This window comes from Chryseobacterium sp. Leaf180 (assembly GCF_001424585.1).
In the GTDB taxonomy this organism is placed as follows: domain Bacteria; phylum Bacteroidota; class Bacteroidia; order Flavobacteriales; family Weeksellaceae; genus Chryseobacterium.
Map to the genome: position 1 here is coordinate 106428 of NZ_LMPJ01000009.1, position 16988 is coordinate 123415.

The 16988-nt window shown below is 39.2% G+C and carries 14 protein-coding genes; 5 read left to right on the forward strand and 9 right to left on the reverse strand.

Annotation, left to right across the window (positions count from 1 at the left end; genetic code table 11):
• A complete protein-coding gene (rdgB, locus tag ASG01_RS09600) occupies positions 1-594 on the reverse strand; it encodes an RdgB/HAM1 family non-canonical purine NTP pyrophosphatase (protein ID WP_055863130.1) in 594 nt (197 codons plus the stop codon).
• 8 nt (positions 595-602) lie between these two features.
• A complete protein-coding gene (locus ASG01_RS09605; protein ID WP_055863132.1) occupies positions 603-1448 on the reverse strand; it encodes a CPBP family intramembrane glutamic endopeptidase in 846 nt (281 codons plus the stop codon).
• Positions 1449-1583: 135 nt separating this feature from the next.
• Between ASG01_RS09605 and ASG01_RS09610 the strand changes: the two genes are divergently transcribed.
• Positions 1584-3179 carry a peptide chain release factor 3 gene (locus ASG01_RS09610; RefSeq protein ID WP_055863134.1) on the forward strand — a complete coding sequence of 532 codons (1596 nt, stop codon included), beginning with the start codon at positions 1584-1586 and terminating at the stop codon, positions 3177-3179.
• Between the two features lie 68 nt (positions 3180-3247).
• Here the strand turns inward: ASG01_RS09610 and ASG01_RS09615 are convergent, their stop codons facing one another.
• Together ASG01_RS09615 and ASG01_RS09620 are read right to left on the reverse strand one after the other, a co-directional pair.
• The gene (locus ASG01_RS09615; RefSeq protein WP_238584539.1) at positions 3248-3442 is read right to left on the reverse strand and encodes a UBP-type zinc finger domain-containing protein; all 195 of its coding nucleotides are present in this window, start codon (positions 3440-3442) and stop codon (positions 3248-3250) included.
• A 79-nt stretch (positions 3443-3521) separates the two neighbouring features.
• Positions 3522-4760 (reverse strand): NAD(P)/FAD-dependent oxidoreductase, encoded by a 1239-nt coding sequence (locus tag ASG01_RS09620; protein WP_055863136.1) that lies wholly within the window; start codon positions 4758-4760, stop codon positions 3522-3524.
• A gap of 483 nt (positions 4761-5243) precedes the next feature.
• Between ASG01_RS09620 and ASG01_RS09625 the strand changes: the two genes are divergently transcribed.
• Positions 5244-5435 carry a cold-shock protein gene (locus tag ASG01_RS09625; protein WP_055863591.1) on the forward strand — a complete coding sequence of 64 codons (192 nt, stop codon included), beginning with the start codon at positions 5244-5246 and terminating at the stop codon, positions 5433-5435.
• A 79-nt stretch (positions 5436-5514) separates the two neighbouring features.
• Here the strand turns inward: ASG01_RS09625 and ASG01_RS09630 are convergent, their stop codons facing one another.
• From ASG01_RS09630 to ASG01_RS09650, 5 genes are read right to left on the reverse strand one after another with little or no spacing between them, the layout of a single operon-like run.
• Positions 5515-6348 carry a glycosyltransferase family 2 protein gene (locus ASG01_RS09630; RefSeq protein ID WP_055863137.1) on the reverse strand — a complete coding sequence of 278 codons (834 nt, stop codon included), beginning with the start codon at positions 6346-6348 and terminating at the stop codon, positions 5515-5517.
• Positions 6341-7369, reverse strand: a complete 1029-nt coding sequence (locus ASG01_RS09635) for a glycosyltransferase (RefSeq protein WP_055863139.1) — start codon at positions 7367-7369, stop codon at positions 6341-6343. The genes ASG01_RS09630 and ASG01_RS09635 overlap by 8 nt, the downstream gene beginning before the upstream one ends.
• Positions 7369-8427 (reverse strand): glycosyltransferase, encoded by a 1059-nt coding sequence (locus ASG01_RS09640; RefSeq protein ID WP_055863140.1) that lies wholly within the window; start codon positions 8425-8427, stop codon positions 7369-7371. The genes ASG01_RS09635 and ASG01_RS09640 overlap by 1 nt, the downstream gene beginning before the upstream one ends.
• Positions 8424-9446 (reverse strand): glycosyltransferase, encoded by a 1023-nt coding sequence (locus ASG01_RS09645; RefSeq protein ID WP_055863143.1) that lies wholly within the window; start codon positions 9444-9446, stop codon positions 8424-8426. The genes ASG01_RS09640 and ASG01_RS09645 overlap by 4 nt, the downstream gene beginning before the upstream one ends.
• Before the next feature lie 6 nt (positions 9447-9452).
• Positions 9453-10529 carry a glycosyltransferase gene (locus ASG01_RS09650; protein ID WP_055863145.1) on the reverse strand — a complete coding sequence of 359 codons (1077 nt, stop codon included), beginning with the start codon at positions 10527-10529 and terminating at the stop codon, positions 9453-9455.
• 533 nt (positions 10530-11062) lie between these two features.
• On the opposite strand from ASG01_RS09650, the gene ASG01_RS09655 reads away from it, so the two are divergent.
• From ASG01_RS09655 to ASG01_RS09665, 3 genes are read left to right on the forward strand one after another with little or no spacing between them, the layout of a single operon-like run.
• A complete protein-coding gene (locus ASG01_RS09655; RefSeq protein ID WP_055863147.1) occupies positions 11063-14146 on the forward strand; it encodes a SusC/RagA family TonB-linked outer membrane protein in 3084 nt (1027 codons plus the stop codon).
• A gap of 11 nt (positions 14147-14157) precedes the next feature.
• The gene (locus tag ASG01_RS09660) at positions 14158-15573 is read left to right on the forward strand and encodes a SusD/RagB family nutrient-binding outer membrane lipoprotein (protein WP_055863149.1); all 1416 of its coding nucleotides are present in this window, start codon (positions 14158-14160) and stop codon (positions 15571-15573) included.
• A 28-nt stretch (positions 15574-15601) separates the two neighbouring features.
• Positions 15602-16936 carry an MFS transporter gene (locus ASG01_RS09665; protein WP_055863150.1) on the forward strand — a complete coding sequence of 445 codons (1335 nt, stop codon included), beginning with the start codon at positions 15602-15604 and terminating at the stop codon, positions 16934-16936.
• Positions 16937-16988: the final 52 nt, after the last annotated feature.

Below are 16988 nucleotides of genomic sequence, written 5' to 3' on the forward strand. Positions count from 1 at the left end.
TTAGTTTTGCTGCGGCCGTTTTGCCACAATGTCTTTCAGAAAAAGATCGAGCGCCTGTTTGCGGTGGCTGATCTTGTTTTTATCTTCTGGGTTCATCTCCGCAAATGTCTGGCCTAAACCTTCCGGAACAAAAATCGGATCGTAACCAAAACCTTTAAAACCTTTATTGTCATCCAAAAGATTTCCGTAGACACGACCTTCAAAATACTGTGCTCCGGTTTCATTATAATAACATAAAACCGTGATAAAATAGGCCTTACGGTTTTCTTCGCCCTGCATTTCTTCCAAAACTTTCGCGATATTTTTTGCAAAATCATGATCGCCTGCATATCGGGCAGAAAAAATTCCGGGACGGCCGCCGAGCGCTTCCACTACAAGTCCGCTGTCGTCTCCCAAACTTGGAATTCCGGTTTTTTCGAAGCAATATTTAGCTTTAATTAATGCATTCGCTCGAAAAGAATCGCCGTCTTCTACAATTTCCTCGTGAAGATCATAATCGGCAAGACTTTTAACGGCAAAATCTCTGCCTAAAATCTGCTGAATTTCTTCCTTTTTATGTTCGTTATGTGTCGCTACAAGTAATTCCATAATCATTTTAATAATCAGATATTGTGCTGAATATTTTGAGCATCAGCAGATTTGTAAAATTTTAAAAACAGAAAGAGGAAAATTGCAAAAAGTAAGATTCCAATTGACAAAACGGTATATTCTGAAATATCAAATGCGTCGGCAAAGCTTTCTGTCTTCACGAAAAAGATTATTACCGTCGAGCAAAAATTGTTGAAACCATGAAGTAACATTGGCAAAAGAAGCGACTGCGTTTTGTGATAAACCAAGCCTAAAACGATTCCCAAAAGTACGGCACCTACGAACTGCCACGGATTTCCGTGCACTAAACCAAAAACGAGCGATGCAATAAGAATGGCAACCCAAGGTTTTACACCGTTGTTGATCATTCCCTTCTGAATAATCCCGCGGAAAACAATTTCCTCTAAAATCGGCGCCATAATCACAGCAGTAATGAACATCGAAAGCGGCTCGTCAACAAGCTGCTCCATCAGCTTTGAAAAAAATTCGTAAAACTCTCCGAAGAACGGTCCGGTTGTCGGGATCTGAGAGGTGATAAATTCAGCAATGAACATCATCCCAAGCATCATCGGAAAAATTAAAATATAATTTGAAAGTTTGGTTGGCGAAAAATTAAAACTGAGCTTTCTTTTCGTTGAAGGCCTCACCATAAAAAAATCGTAAAAAGCGATACAGGTGCAGAAAATGATGGCATTTCCAACCATTAAAAAGATCGGCATAAGCGTAAAATTCAGCTTAAAAAATGTCATTCCCAAAAGCACCAATCCATTAACGGCGATCGATGAAAATATAAACCCAGCGACCATAATCAGCGCGGCAAGCCAATCGAATTTATAATAAGAAAAACGGTCTTTCTGCATGAATGTGAGATTTTTTTTAGGTGAACAAAGATAATTTAATTTAAGCAAAAACCGGGCGAAGGCGGTAAATAATGACTTTGAGGCAGGTTGTTTATTCCATATAAAAACACGATTTTTGCAACTTCAAAATACGATATGTCTGATCTGATCAAAGAAATAGAGAGAAGAAAAACCTTTGGGATAATCTCTCACCCCGATGCCGGAAAAACCACGCTTACCGAGAAACTCCTTCTTTTCGGTGGGGCAATTCAGGAAGCCGGCGCGGTAAAATCAAACAAAATAAAGAAAGGCGCAACGTCCGATTTCATGGAAATTGAGCGCCAGAGAGGGATTTCGGTAGCAACATCGGTTCTTGCTTTCGAATATAAAAATCATAAAATAAACATCCTCGATACGCCCGGTCACAAAGATTTTGCGGAAGATACGTACCGAACTTTAACGGCCGTAGATTCTGTAATCGTGGTGATAGACGTGGCAAAAGGAGTCGAAGAACAGACCGAAAAACTCGTGAAAGTCTGCCGCATGCGGAACATTCCGATGTTGGTTTTTATCAACAAACTTGACCGTGAAGGTAAAGATGCTTTTGATCTTTTGGATGAGGTTGAACAGAAACTCGGTTTAAGGGTTTGTCCGCTTTCTCTGCCGATCGGAATGGGCGCAGATTTTCAGGGAATTTATAACATCTGGGAAAATAATATTCAGCTGTTTTTAGAGGAAAAGAAGCAGAAAGTTGGTGAAGCGATTAAATTTGATGACATCAGCGACAAGAATATCGACGAAATTATCGGTGAAAAGGCAGCTGCGAATCTTCGTGAAGAACTGGAATTAATTCAGTCTGTTTATCCGGAATTTAACCGTGAAGATTATATGAATGGCGAACTTCAGCCTGTGTTTTTCGGTTCGGCTTTAAATAATTTTGGAGTTCGCGAACTGCTCGACGCATTTATCGAAATTGCTCCTAAACCTCAGCCTAAAGAAAGCGACACGCGACTTGTGAAACCTGAAGAAAATAATTTTACAGGATTTGTTTTTAAAATTCATGCGAATATGGATCCGAAACATAGAGACCGTTTGGCTTTCGTGAAAATTGTTTCCGGTACATTTAAAAGAAATGAAAATTATCTTTTGGTACGAGAAGGCAAAAAGATGAAATTTTCTTCACCCAACGCATTTTTCGCCGACAAAAAAGAAGTGGTGGACGAAAGTTTTCCCGGAGATATTGTCGGGCTGCACGATACGGGAAGTTTCAGAATCGGTGATACGCTGACTGGCGGTGAAAAAATCAACTTTAAAGGCATTCCGAGTTTTTCACCAGAGCATTTCAGATATATCAATAATAATGATCCGCTGAAGGCAAAACAACTCGCGAAAGGTATCGATCAGCTGATGGATGAAGGTGTGGCGCAGCTTTTTACGATGGAAATGAACAACCGGAAAATCATCGGAACTGTCGGTGCGCTGCAGTATGAAGTTATACAATACCGTTTGGAACACGAATACGGCGCAAAATGTACCTACGAACCACTTTCTATGCACAAAGCTTGCTGGGTAGAAGCCGACGAAAAGTCTGAAGAATTTAATGAATTTGCAAGATTAAAACAGCGTTTTCTGGCGCGTGACAAATATAACCAATTGGTTTTTCTTGCAGATTCGTCATTTACGATTCATATGACGCAGGAAAAATTCCCGAATGTAAAACTACATTTCATCAGTGAATTTCAGGAAAAATAAAACAAACCCGGTTTTCGAGCCGGGTTTTTTGTTGGTATAAATATTCTCGCTTAAATGACTATACCAGATTAACTGTATTCAACAATCATATCATCTACATAACAGTACAGCCATTTTTCGCCGGTTTCTGAAGATATTACAACAGGATGAGAGGTTTCTTTGCAGTGATGCGACATATGCTGCATGGGGGAAGAGTCGCAGCACAAAGTAACTCCGCAAGTCTGACATGTACGCAAATGCACCCATTCTGTCCCTTCTTTCACACATTTTTCGCACTCGTTATTTCCGCCGTTTTTAATGTTTTTATGCCTGAAATATGATCACAAATTTTATTTTCCATAATTATAATTTAGATAAATACTGATGAACCTGCGTTACTGCCATTGCACCCTCGCCGACTGCCGAAGCCACTCTTTTTACAGAATTAAACCGTACATCGCCTGCTGCAAATGATCCCGGAACGCTGGTTTCCAAATGATAAGGCTGACGTTCTTCCTGCCAGCAGCATTTAAATTGATCCAGTCCGACAAGATCGCTTCCTGTAAATAAATAACCATTTATGTCGCGGCAAATCGCGGTTTCTGCCGACCATTCTGTATTGGGTTTTCCGCCGATACAGATAAATAATTTTGAAGTTTCATGCCATTTTTCGGTAGAATTTTTAGAATTTTTAATTTTAATTCGCTCCAGATAGTCATCCCCGTCAAGTTCTGTCACCTGAGAGTTGTATAAAACATGAATATTCTGGATACTTTCAATTCTCCGAACAAGATAATCTGACAGAGTTTCAGAAAGATTTTCCTTTCTGATGACCATGAAAACTCGTTTCGCAAAACCCGAAAAATAAACCGCTGCCTGACCTGCAGAATTTCCGCCACCTACAATGTACAGATCTATATCCTGACAGAAAAAAGCTTCGCTGGCGCCCGCTCCATAATAAACCCCTTTATGGAAAAAGCGTTTTTCATCCGGAAGATTCAGTCTCGCATATTCCACGCCGGTTGCACAGATATTGGTTTTTGCAACAAGTTTTTCACCCGATGCAAAATCAACATGTATTTTTTTATCGTAAAACGTTCCTTTGATTCCTTCTTTTAAAAGAAGAATTTCCACGCCAAATTTCAGCGCCTGCTGTCTCGCTCGCTCCGCTAAATTTGCGCCTGAAATTCCTTCAGGAAAACCGAGATAATTTTCTATCATCGAGCTTGTGCCAGCCTGTCCGCCAACAGCTTCTCTTTCAATAAGAATCGTTTTAAGACCTTCTGAAGCGGCATAAACTGCGGCACTCAAACCAGCCGGACCGGCGCCGTAAATAGACAGATCATATTCTTTATATTTTGGTTTGGTAATCCATCCCAATGTTTTGGCGATCTCCTCAAGCGAAGGATTTACAAGAATTTCTCCGTCAGGAAACTCAATCATCGGATGAAGTTCCGGATTTATAGAAGATACCTTTTCGGAACTCAAATCGGAATCTGATAAATTATGCCACTCAAAATCAACAACACTTCTGTTAAGAAAATCTCTGATGGGATACGTCTCAGACGAGTCTGCCTTTCCGTATATTTTTAGTTTATTCATAAATGAGATGGTTTATTATATAAAGCTTATCAAATTTCAGAAAAAATAATGAAAAATGCAGAAGTAAAACCACTGTCAAAAATTTTCCTTTCACCTTTTGCTTTAAACTTTAATTAAATAAAGCATGACATTTTAACCTGACTAAAACTGAAATTTATAAAACGTATTATTGAATCTTTAAAACTTTAATTAAATTTTTACTGAAATATTTGCATTACTCATTTATTGTCGTATATTTGTAAAATAATAATGCAGCTGTCACGGTAGATATAAATAAGAATAGATTTTGTTTCTTATTTTTACTGAAAGATCCGCTCACTTTTGTTACAAATATTTAGGTGCTCTACCTTTTAAGACGTTTGATTTTCACGCTTAAATTTTACCCATCCATAATTTTTTTTCAAATTTATTATCGTTTTGAGAAATCAAAGCCGCGGGATTTTCCTGCAAACAAAACAGAATAATTTTTTTAATACTTATACAATGCAACAAGGAACAGTAAAATTCTTTAACGAAACTAAAGGATTTGGTTTTATTACTCCATCAGCTGGTGGACCAGACGTTTTCGTACACACTTCAGGATTAGTGGATAATATCCGCGAAAATGATGTAGTAACTTTCGATACTCAAAATGGTAACAAAGGTGTAAATGCAGTAAACGTTAAAATAGCGTAACTACATTTTTCAAACACACATGATATGAGAGCAGATAATTATTTTATCTGCTCTTTTTTTGTATTCTATTTCGATAAATTTAATAAGGGTTTGCAGAAATACAGTTCTGAATCTGCTCTTCAGTGGGCTTCTGAATAATTTTAATACTCTGATTCTGATCAATATGTATTAACCCTAATTTTTCAAATGCATTCAGCCAGGCCTTCATCGGCAAAACCTTCCATTTTTCTCTGTAGCTTAGAGCATTTTTGATAATTGAATCAAAATAATTGAGTGGCGGATCGTATTTATTGTGATACTGATGCAGAATAAAATCATTTACAAAAATTTGCTCAATTCCTTTTTGGTGAAATGACATCGCAAAATCAGTATCTTCAGCGCCATAACCAATAAAAGACTCATCAAAACCACCAATTTCCTGAAAAGTTTTTTTCTGAACCGCAAATATCAAAGACCAAAACTGCAGGTGATGAACCGGTTCGCCGGCTGGAATATTCTGACGTGCGGGATGCGAAACAGCACTTTCTAAAAGTTGATTGAAATTTCCATTTTCCGGAAGCATAGGCAAATATTTCGGATAGGCAGCAATAATTTTTTCCGGACTTAATTTATTCAGTAAACTTTCAAATAAAGTCAGCGAAACGATGCAGTCAACATCGATAAATATGATATTTTGTGTTTTCGCAGCCTTAATACCGAAATTTCTGGCAGCGGCAAGCGGCAAATTTTCTTTGTGAATCATCACCTGTATTTCCACATTCAAACCTTCAGGAAAAAAAATATTTTCTGGATCATCCATACAAATCACCTGAATGTCGACAGGCAAAACCGTGGAAGCTTTTATGGATTCCAGAAGGTTGCCGAGTTGCTTTCTCCTTCCTTTTACAATCGTAACAACGCTAAATTCAGGCATACCAGTTATTCATTTTTTGAGCGATTTCTTTTGCAGCAAAAGGATTTACTACATTTTTATTTAAAGGTTTAAAAGATTTTGCTTCAGATAAAATATTTTTCCAGTCTTGAGCGGTAAAATTTTCTTTAGCAAGCAAAGCAATTCCTTCTTCTGCTAAAATCTCAGCGTGAATTTTCTGTTCATCGTAAGGTCTTGATTCAGGAAGTAAAATCAACGTTTTATTTAATGAAAACATCTCGGCAACCGTGTTTTGCCCGGCCGCGGAAATAACAATTTTACCTGAAATGCCATCACTGATATTTTTCACTCGGCCAAGCTGAACACAGTTTTCAGCCAGATTATATTTTCTTTTATTTCCGATAACGGTAAATTTGGTATTCAGATCACTCGTGATGTTTCTAAGAACAGATTCATCATAATTATCATAACCTAAAATAATGGTCACCGGATTTTCGTTCAAACTCTTATTTTGAATTAAATTTTCCTGAAAATATTTCGACAGATATCCGCTGTAAAAAGTTTTTGTGGCAAACCGGTAATTTTCCTGTTCGAGAGAAGCAGGAAAATGCGCCACAATATGATCTGCCAGTTCGTGGGCAAAAACCTGCGTTGGATCTTGTATGATATTTCCCGGAAGATGAACCAAAACAACCGGTAAACCCATACTGCGCGACATTATGGCTATCTCAGGAACGCCATCGCAATAGAAAGCTTTGGGTTGATATTTAATAATCGCTTCTGCGAAAGACTTTGCCCGAAATGCAGGTTCAATTTCGTAAGGTGTCATTTCAAAAGCTTTGGAGAAAGTATGCTCAGGAATTTCATAGTTGGGTGGATATTTCGGCGGTAACTGCAGAATTTCGACTCTGTGGTTCCACTGCAAATATTCTGTAACTTCCTCATTTGTAGTAACTGCAATCACATTAAAAAACTCCGACAATTCTGGATAAAGCAAATTAAAAATCGCGCGGTGACCGTTTCCATGAGCATGAACAAAGTAAAAAATAGTGGGTTTTTCCATCAGTTTGCGTTTAGTTTTAGACGTTCATACAGTTCCACATATTCTTTCACTGTATTTTTTACATCAAATTTTGAAGCAAAATCTCTGCAAGATTGTGATTTTACTTTTCTGATATTTTCCACAGGTTCTATCAAATCACGCCAGTCATCAGAATTAACAGCGATTGAGACATCTTTATCACGCAATTCTGGCGGAATGGCAGTTTCAAAACCCACAACCGGCAATCCGCTGGTAAGCATTTCGACTGTACTGAGACCAAAAGGCTCTTCCCAAACCGCCGTCGCCAAATATGCTGAAGCGTTCGCTGCGATCTGATTCAGCTTATTTTGCGTGACATGAGGAATGTATTGAATATTTTCGTTCAGATGCGGTTCTACACAGCTTTTAAAATAATCTTTGTCGAAAACCGGACCGATGATTTTTAATGGTTTTTGGAGAAAATTCGCGAGTTTAATTGCGGCTTCTACATTTTTTTCTTTTGCAATACGCCCGCTCCACAGCAGATATCCGTCTTGATTTCTTTCATTAAATTTCCATTTATCTAAAGGAATTCCATTTAAAATAACTTCCATATCAGTTTTAAAAATCTTTTTCCATTTCGCGCCCATCCTTTCTGAAATGCCGATGGGAACTACAGGCGCATGTTTAACGAAAAACCGGTATATCAAAGCAAATTTTTCTGTTGGAGGCAGATGTAAGGTCAAGACGCCGGGAGTTTTAAAAAGTGCCGCAACGGAATAAATTTCGGGTATAAAAGAGTTGTAATGAATGACGTCGTATATACTGACATCCAACATACTTAATTGTAAAGTCTGAAAATGCTGCTGACCAAGTTCTTCCGAGCAAGCGCGGTAAGAATTATCTTTCATGCTCAAAGGACTTTCGGGAAATTCAATTACCTGAAAAAGATTTTTTTCATCAGCATCTTTAGCAATCACATCAACAGAGTGACCCAAACGTACCAGTTCGTTGGCATGTTCGACAATGAAAGCTTCTGTACCACCATTGTACGGTTCGCGCAAAGAGATAAATGGTCCGGCAACGATCAATATTTTCATATAATTTCCTCAAAAAATTTAATGTATCGCTCAGCCATTGTTTCTATAGAAAATTTTTCTGCGTGGCATCTTACGTTACTGCTTTCCAACTGTATGGCAGCCTCAATGGCTTTTACGAGCGACTTTACGTTTTTCTGTTCGGCAACTACTCCACTTTCATTATTTATCAGTTCACGGAAAGCACCACGGTCAAAACCAGCAATCGGAACTCCGGCTGACATGGCTTCAATCGTCGTAAGGCCAAAGGGTTCTTCCCACCGAACAGCACTAATAACAGCGGCTGCGCCTATCATTTGCTGGTGAATTTCGGATTGTTTTAAATGGCCGAGATAAGTAATATTTTCACTGAGAAACGGTTGAATATGTTCCTCAAAATATTTTTTATCATCCAGAGGTCCGGCAAATTTCAGCGGCATATTCATTTCAATAGCGGCATCGATGACAATATCAAGACCTTTAGAATGCACCATCCTACCGTACCAAAAAAGATATTCAGAATTCTCACGAATGAGTGGCCACTTTTCAAGATCAACACCATTATGAATCACTTTTGACCGGGAATTTATAAAAGGATGCCATGATTTCCGGAAGGAGTCTGATGGGAAAACGAAATGAAGATTTTCAGATCCAGAACAAATAGTTGTAGCCGCTTTCAATTTGCTGATCGGCGGCGTATGAATGGTTGTCACCACTGGCACAGTTTCTTTTACGCCCCAAATAATTGGCAGTTCATGCGTCGAATTATTATGAACGATATCAAAATTATTTTTTTCAATATCTTTTAAAATTGATAAATATTCATCATTTTCATAGATTTCAAAATAATCGCTGTCACGGTTTTCTTCACCGTAAAATCCTTTTACATTCAGTGCAGGATCGCTGTCTCTGTGCGCGTATAAAGTCACTTCATGACCAAGACGCAAATATTCTTTGCACAATGAATGGGTAAACGCTTCCAAACCGCCCCGAAATGGCTCAACAATAGGCAGTCTGGTTTTGGCTATAACGGCAATTTTCATGAATAGTTAAGATAAAATTTGTGTTGATTCGGCGATTTTAGCTGCAGAAAAATCCGTTTGCTCAAATAATTTATCATTAAATAATTCTAAATAATCAGATGTCATTTTTTGAATGGTCATTCCCAAAGCGAATTCTCTGCATTGAAAAGGGCTGATTTTTGTGCTCTTTTCAACCAGCCCAATCAAGTCTTCCCAACGTGTAGACTCTGTAGTCAAAACACTTATGTGCTTCCAGCTGGGCGGAACGGCAGTATTAAAACCTACAACGGGCACGCCACTTGCCAACATTTCTAAAGCTGCCAAACCAAAAGGTTCCTGCCATGTTGCCGTTGCCAGATATACTTTGGCATTTTGTGCCAGACCGCTGATTTCACGTTGTGTAACGTGCCCAATATATTTGATCTTACTGTTTAAATAAGGTTTTACGTTTTCATCGAAATACTGCTGATTCACAATTCTGCCGGCAATTTTCAGTGGCAAATCTAAATGCTGAGCAAGTCGAATGGCATCGGCAACATTTTTTTCTTCTGCAATCCTTGCCGACCAAAGTAAATATTCTCCACTGCTTGTCTTTTTTATTGGCCAGAGATTTACATCAATTCCATTGTTTATCAAAGGAATATCTATCTCAAGCACTTCTTCCCACTGCTTTTTTATTCTCTTTGAAACTGCAATGAAATTAAGATCAGATGTTTTCAAACGCTCTTTGTAAAACGCGATTCGCTCCTCTTCCGGCGGTGTGTGAAGTGTCAGAAAAGACTTTTTTTTGAAATTCATTCCCGCTTTTATCAAATGCGGATAAAACATATGATAATGTATCAGATCGTAAGAGTCAACATCCAAGTTTCTGTATTGATGTTTTTCTATCGCCCGCTTAGCCAAGCGTCTGCTATCTGAGTAGTGATTTTTAGACGGCTTGATAATTTTAAAAGCTGCAGTGTCATCTGCTTCTTCTGCAAAAATATCCACTTCATGACCTTCCGCAAAAAGCCGGTGAGCAAAGGAAACCATGAAAGCTTCTACACCGCTGTTAAAAGGCTCTTTCAGCGATATATTAAAACCGGATACAAGTAAAATTTTCATACGATGTAAGTTTTATACGTAAACTTCACATTTTTATAGTTAACAATTGAAGTAGCCAAAAAAGAATTTCTGCAAGTGGTTTGAGTTTCTGTTGTTACAAATAAGATGCTAAAAACGCTACCGATATTTAATATGATCAGGAAATGAAACAGAAACACTGAAACTTTATCTGTAAATAATTATATGCTTAATGCTAGTTATCATGTCAGAAGTTAAAGGTGAAATGGCTGTCTACATGTTGGTTTACAATGGATGTTTATAGTAATTATAATTACTATAAATTTATTATTAATAAATTAATAAACATTTTATTGAAAGCATAGTTATTATTATTTAAATAATGATAAATTCGCGAACGATCTAAAAATCAAAAAAAACGTAATGGTTTTTCAAAGTTTTATCGGCAATTGTATCATAGTAATTGTTCACAAATGACAGTAGATTCCTCCATTGAAAAGAAACTCTACAGGTAACAGATTTTGTACAGCAGCTTATCATTTAAATCAAAAGACAGCATATAAACCAAATTATTTATGGGAAAGAATTTACTCATTGCCCCAATATTTTTCATTTTATCAAACGCAAACTTTTCGGCACAGCAGAAACCCGACACCGATACTGTTTCAACATCAAATATTGATGAAGTTGTCATCACTTCGCTTGGTTTAAAAAGTGAACGAGACAAATTTGCCTCATCAGTAAGCACTGTGAAAGGTTCTGTAGTTGCACAATCTGGCGAAACCAGCGTTCTGACAGGTTTAAGCGCAAAGGCATCAGGTGTTTTGATCACCAGAAACGGTGGCGATCCGGGGGCCGGAGCGTACATCCAGATCAGAGGTCAAAATACCATCAGCGGAGATGCGCAGCCATTATTCATTGTTGACGGTATGCCGATCAGCAATTCTAGTTCAAAAACCGGTTCATCTCTGGCCAATGGAATTGTGCAGCAATCGCGGACGAATGATATCAACCCGAACGATATTGAGCGTATCGAGGTTTTGAAAGGCGCTGCCGCAGCGGCACTTTGGGGAACCAGAGCGGCCAACGGTGTTATTATTATTACCACAAAAAAAGGAAAAAACAATGCAGGAAAAGTTAATATCTCCCTTAGATCGACGGTTTCTTTTGACGTTGTAAATAAAATGCATCCGCTTCAGACAACTTACGGACAAGGTTCAAACGGACTTTATATTCAGGGTGACCGGTTGAGTTTTGGTGACCGTATTGCTGACCGCCCCGGCGGTGCCGATACATATATCACAAATCCCGGCAATACTCTTTATCAGGGTTATGTCACTTTTCCTGACGGAACGGTGCGATATGCAATTGCTCCCGGCACTGCAACAAATAAAAACGGCGGGAAAAACTCACGCGATGTTTTTGATCATGGAAAAGACGCGTTCCGAACGGGACATTTTATTGAAAATAATTTATCCGTAGACGGTGGAAATGAAAAGTCAAATTTTCTCCTGAGCTTTTCAAATTTAATGCAGGATGGTGTAATCCGAGCATTCAGCGATTACGACCGAAATACTGTGCGGCTAAATACGTCGCAAAAATTCAATGATTGGTTTAAAGCGAGCGTCAATGTAAATTATATTAAAAGTAAATCTTCACGAACGCAGGAAGGCGATAATGTCGACGGGCTTTTGCTCAGCAGTTTGAGAACGCCGCCGGATTTTGACAATTCATATTACGAGGGAACTTACACCGATCCTTCTGGTCAGATTTTTCCGAATGCGCACGTTTCGTACCGAAATCCTTTAGGAATTGACCGAAAAACGACGTACGCCAATCCGTACTGGAATATTTTAAATAATAAAAACACCAGCAACGTAGACCGGATTTTAGGAACTGTGCAGGTTGATATTACGCCTCTGAAATGGTTAACAGCAACAGGCCGCGTCGGAATTGATAATTTTACCGATAAAAGAGTGGAACGATTTGCGGCAAACTCTGCAAACTTTGTAGACGGTTATCTGGGAATCACCTCGATTGCTGAAAAACAGTTTAATACAGATCTTTTTGCGATTGCGAAACATACGATCAACGAAAATTTCAGAAGTTCTTACTTATTCGGTTTTAATTATAACAGCCGCAGAGCCGAGTCGGTTTCCAACGCTATTACAAATCTTATCGTTCAAAACGGACCGGATATTTTGGACAATGCGCTAAATACAAATCTGAAAGCAAACAATGTAGCTTCACTTTTGAGAACCTACGCATTTTACACTCAAATTGATTTGGAAGCGTATAATACATTGTTTTTAACCTTAACCGGAAGAAACGAAAGCGCTTCCACTTTTGGAAAACAAACGAAAAACAGTTTCTTTTTTCCTTCCGCAGCTTTGGCTTGGCAGTTTTCAGATTTAAATTTTCTGAAGGACAAAAGTGCGTTCAGTTTTGGTAAATTGAGAATAACGTGGGGCCAGGTGGGAATTCAGCCACGACCGTATGAGAATTTTACACTATTTAATCCGGCGAATTTTGGCGATCCTTTTACGACTGGCGTAAGCGGAGTCAGTAGTCTTTATAACGGCGGATATATTAGAAATTCAAAAGAAGGCAATGCTTTTTTAAAACCGGAAAGGAAAACCGAATTTGAGCTGGGAACCGATCTGCGTTTCTTCAGAGACCGCGTGAGTTTTTCTGCAACCGTTTACACCAATAAAACTAAAGATGTCATTCTGAATTTAGGGCTGCCAGCTTCTACAGGATTTACCAACAGAACCACCAACGCTGCCGTTTTGCAAAATCGAGGTCTGGAGCTTGATTTAAGCGGAGATCTTATCAGAAAAGGCGATTTCAGATGGAATCTTTCAACCAATTTCTCTACCAATAAAAATAAAGTCGTTTCGCTGGCGGGCGTTTCTGCGTTTACTTTGGAGGACAGTTTTATACAAAATTCATCGTTGATTCCAGGGCAGCCTTTTGGCGTGTTTCTGTCGACAGATTTCCTTAAAGATGCTTCGGGAAATTACATACTTGATGCCAACGGTTTTCCACAGCCCGGAACAACTACTGAAGTGATCGGTGACCCGAATGCCGACTGGCGCGCAGGTTTGGGAAGTACATTTTCGTATAAAGATTTCAGTCTTTATCTGCTTTTCGACCGCGTTCAGGGTAATGATGTTTTTAACGGAACGAGAGGTTCACTTTATGCTTTCGGAACGCACGGCGATCAGGGAAATACTGTAATTGTTCCGGCTGGCGGATTACGTGATGTCAATGGAAATATTCTTGCCGCAGGCACAACGTATCAGGGAGAAATCAGAGATTTCGGCGCCGGACCGGTTGCTTTAAATCAAGCTTGGTATCGCGGAAGAGGAACGGCTTCTACGACGGCTTCATACAAACAGTTTGTGGAAGACGGAAGTGCAACAAGACTTCGCGAGGTGACTTTAAGCTATACTTTAAGAACCGAGAAGCTGAAAAAGAAACTGAAGTTATCAAGCATTAATTTCAGTCTCACAGGAAGAAATTTAGTTTTGTGGACAAAATACACAGGTATTGATCCGGAATCCAATGTTTCGGGTGCAGGACTTTCCCGCGGACAAGACTGGTTTACCAACCCAAATACGCGGTCTTTCCTCGCTTCTATTCTTATTAATTATTAAAAACATCTATTATGAAAAATATATTTAAAATAAAATTTCTTCCGTTAATCATTGCCGGTTTGCTTTCTACAACCGGGTGCAGTCATCTTTTTGATGAAGCCGATATCTTGAATAGCCCGAATGCACCAACCGATGTTGATGTAAGAACGTTACTCGCAGGAACGCTTTTAGGCATGTCTCTGCTTCACGAAGATACCGATGTGAGAATTGCATCAATGTGGTCGCGCGAAGTAAATGGTCTTGCCAGAGCGCATTTCGGATACGGACAGTACATCGTTTCATCTACCAATTTTACCTGGAGAAATCTGTATCCGGTTGCGGCAAACGCCCGTTTAGTACAGCAGAAAGCAGACGCCATCGGCAATAAAAGGATAAAAGGTGTGGGGCAAATCATTGAAGCTTTAGTGATTACTAAAGCCACTTCTCTGTACGGCGATGTGCCTTACAGCCAAGCTTTTGATAAAGAAAATTTTCCGAATCCTGTTTACGATCCGCAGCTTGAAGTTTATCAGCGTCTTCAAAATACGCTTGATGACGCGATTATCAATTTAAATTCTACTGCTGTATTGGCTTTTAATAATCAGGATTTCATCTTTAAAGGTGATCTTGCAAAATGGAAAAAAGCCGCGTACACTCTGAAGGCCAGACTTTATCTTCACACCGGAGATTATCAGTCCGCGGTTGCAGCAGCAAACCTCGGAATGTCTGCAACCAGTGATGATGCTCTGGTTCCGCACGGAAAAAGTCAGGGAATTAATTTCAATCAGAACTACGATTTTTTCAGGGTAAAATCTACCGGAGATGTAGGTTTTGCAGGCGCCTATTTACCGGTTTTAATGACTTCACGGATTAATTCTTTAAATACGAAAACCAATGAAACGGCTTTGTTAAATTTTTTCAGGCTGGCGAATTTAGAACCTAATACCGATGACGGAGCGTTTACGAATGATGCGCCGCATCCAATCCTTACATATTATGAAAATCAGCTGATCTTAGCGGAAGCAAACGCCAGACTCGGAAATCAAACGGCAGCAATTACAGCTTTAAATTCGGTACGAACGGCCTTAAACACGGGCTACTTTAACGGAAAAACCTTTTCTGCGACCGGAAGATTATATGAAAATTATGTCGCTGCAGACTTTGCTCAGAATGGCTTGGCAAATCCTAAAAATTATTCTTCTGCGCAGCTGGCTATTTTATATGAAATCATCAGTCAGCGTTATATTGTTTTTTTAATGCAGTACGAATCTTTCAATGATTACCGACGTCTGTCTAAAGCAATACCGGTCGTTGAATTGGCGATTCCGCTTTCTGTGGGAACTCAGAAGCCGCAGCGCTTAATTTATCCGGAAAATGAGATCAACACCAATTCGAACACGCCAAAACCGGTACCCAATCAGTTTGTAAAAACTGCAGTTTTCAATTAAATAAATTTAACAGCCATCCTATAACTGTATGAAAATTCCTGCCTTATCGCAAAGCGCTTTTCTTAGATATTTTAATTTTATCGTCCTGTATTTTGTGGAAGGTTTACCGCAGGGAATGATCTTCATCGGAATTCCCGCCTGGCTGGCAACTTCAGGAAAAAGTGTAAGCGAAATCGGCGCTTTTGCCGTTGCCTGCTCACTTCCCTGGACTTTCAAATTCGTGGTTGCACCGCTGATGGACCGCTACACATACCTTCCGATGGGCAGAAAACGGCCCTGGGTTTTGCTCAGTCATTTGGGTTTAATTGCCAGTTTAATCGGGATTGCTTTCGTTGAAGATCCGCTTAATAATTTATCAACTTTAAATATTGCCGCATTTATTCTGTCTTCTTGTGGAGCGATTCAGGATGCGGCGGGAGACGCGATGGCGGTAGATGTTATTCCTGATGATCAGCAGGCGCGTGCCAACGGTTACATGCAGGGATCCCGAATGTTGGGAAGCTCTCTTGCTCTCGCCTTGGGAAGCTGGGCGCTGAATGCGTACAGTTTCAAAGTGGCGATGCTCCTAATTTGTGTTTTGGTGATTATTTTAACTATTGTTCCGCTTGTTTTACGCGAAAAAGAAGGTGAAAAAATCCTGCCTTTTACACCTGGAAAAGCTTCTCCCGCTTCTGCGGAAATGCAGATCTCAAACTGGTCTGTTATTCTGAAAGCTCTGTTTGAAGTTTTCAGTTTAAAAAACTCAATTCTTGTCGTTCTTCTTGTTTTTATCACACAAGGCGCATATAATTTTTTTGAACATTTACTTCCGATTTTTACCGTTAAAAATACAGGCTGGACGAATGTAGATTACAGCCAGATCTTTGCTACAGCAGACATAGTGGGAGGAATTGGAGGCATTCTTTTGGGAGGTTTTCTTATCGAAAAATTTGGGAAAAAGCGCATGATCAATCTTTATCTTTTCATCATCATCGGAATGGCTCTGGTTCTTGTTTTTATTAAATCGGTTTGGGCTAATTCCGTTTTTATGGACGGATTTATCATTACTTACCGGCTTTTCAATGCGTTTGCGAAAATAGGAGTCTTTGCCATCGCCATGCAGTGCTGTTCCAAAAATGTTTCGGCCAGTCAGTTTACATTGTACATGACTTTCGGGGCAACCGGTTCTATCGCTGGTGCGGCATTAATTGGTCCCATCAAAGATAATTTCAGCTGGGAAATTTCGTTCCTTTTCTTCGCCGGATTTCTCGCTTTGGCGTGGCTGGTTCTTACTGTTCTCAACATCGATCAGCAGATTGAGAAAATCAGTAATCTGGAAAAGAAACACATGGATCATGATGTGGTGAAAGTAAATTCACTTTAGTTTAATATTATATTCATAAAAAAACCATCACAGTTTGATGGTTTTTTATGTA

Bases quoted from the DNA above. Each gene is read 5' to 3' on its own strand.
- rdgB (WP_055863130.1), bottom strand. From the start codon at position 594: ATGATTATGGAATTACTTGTAGCGACACATAACGAACATAAAAAGGAA.
- ASG01_RS09605 (WP_055863132.1), bottom strand. From the start codon at position 1,448: ATGCAGAAAGACCGTTTTTCTTATTATAAATTCGATTGGCTTGCCGCG.
- ASG01_RS09610 (WP_055863134.1), top strand. From the start codon at position 1,584: ATGTCTGATCTGATCAAAGAAATAGAGAGAAGAAAAACCTTTGGGATA.
- ASG01_RS09620 (WP_055863136.1), bottom strand. From the start codon at position 4,760: ATGAATAAACTAAAAATATACGGAAAGGCAGACTCGTCTGAGACGTAT.
- ASG01_RS09625 (WP_055863591.1), top strand. From the start codon at position 5,244: ATGCAACAAGGAACAGTAAAATTCTTTAACGAAACTAAAGGATTTGGT.
- ASG01_RS09630 (WP_055863137.1), bottom strand. From the start codon at position 6,348: ATGCCTGAATTTAGCGTTGTTACGATTGTAAAAGGAAGGAGAAAGCAA.
- ASG01_RS09635 (WP_055863139.1), bottom strand. From the start codon at position 7,369: ATGGAAAAACCCACTATTTTTTACTTTGTTCATGCTCATGGAAACGGT.
- ASG01_RS09640 (WP_055863140.1), bottom strand. From the start codon at position 8,427: ATGAAAATATTGATCGTTGCCGGACCATTTATCTCTTTGCGCGAACCG.
- ASG01_RS09645 (WP_055863143.1), bottom strand. From the start codon at position 9,446: ATGAAAATTGCCGTTATAGCCAAAACCAGACTGCCTATTGTTGAGCCA.
- ASG01_RS09650 (WP_055863145.1), bottom strand. From the start codon at position 10,529: ATGAAAATTTTACTTGTATCCGGTTTTAATATATCGCTGAAAGAGCCT.
- ASG01_RS09655 (WP_055863147.1), top strand. From the start codon at position 11,063: ATGGGAAAGAATTTACTCATTGCCCCAATATTTTTCATTTTATCAAAC.
- ASG01_RS09660 (WP_055863149.1), top strand. From the start codon at position 14,158: ATGAAAAATATATTTAAAATAAAATTTCTTCCGTTAATCATTGCCGGT.
- ASG01_RS09665 (WP_055863150.1), top strand. From the start codon at position 15,602: ATGAAAATTCCTGCCTTATCGCAAAGCGCTTTTCTTAGATATTTTAAT.